This is a genomic window from Adlercreutzia equolifaciens, from assembly GCF_029076695.1.
Lineage (GTDB): Bacteria > Actinomycetota > Coriobacteriia > Coriobacteriales > Eggerthellaceae > Adlercreutzia > Adlercreutzia equolifaciens_A.
The window spans coordinates 1-315 of the sequence record NZ_JARFIK010000269.1 but is presented as its reverse complement, the minus strand read 5'-3'; the positions used below and the strand labels follow the sequence as shown (position 1 = coordinate 315).

At 48.6% G+C, this 315-nt stretch carries 1 protein-coding gene; it reads right to left on the bottom strand.

Annotation, left to right across the window (positions count from 1 at the left end; all coding sequences use genetic code 11):
- Positions 1-175: 175 nt before the first annotated feature.
- Positions 176-310, bottom strand: a complete 135-nt coding sequence (locus tag PZH32_RS14295) for a winged helix-turn-helix domain-containing protein (RefSeq protein WP_428994049.1) — start codon at positions 308-310, stop codon at positions 176-178.
- Positions 311-315 lie beyond the last annotated feature (5 nt).

The following is a 315-nucleotide window of genomic DNA, read 5'->3' as shown; positions in this document are numbered from 1 at the left end:
CAGTCAGAAAAATCGGGGAGTTCTTTTCCGCTGGTCATTCGCTGCACAGTATCTGATATCTTCTTTAATTCCCGGCTTCGTTCTTTTCTCTGAACCCGGTACATTCCGGCCGCCCCGGCAAGAATCCCCAAAAGAAACATCCCAGCACTCCACCACAAAATTTCTGTCAGATCCATTACTCTTCCTCCATCCGGTATCCCAGTCCAAATACGTTCTGAATATACGGCCGTTCTCCCGCAGCTTCAATCTTTTTCCGTAGACGGCCGACCAGCACGCTGACACTGTTATCAACTACATATTGACCATCAATTCCCC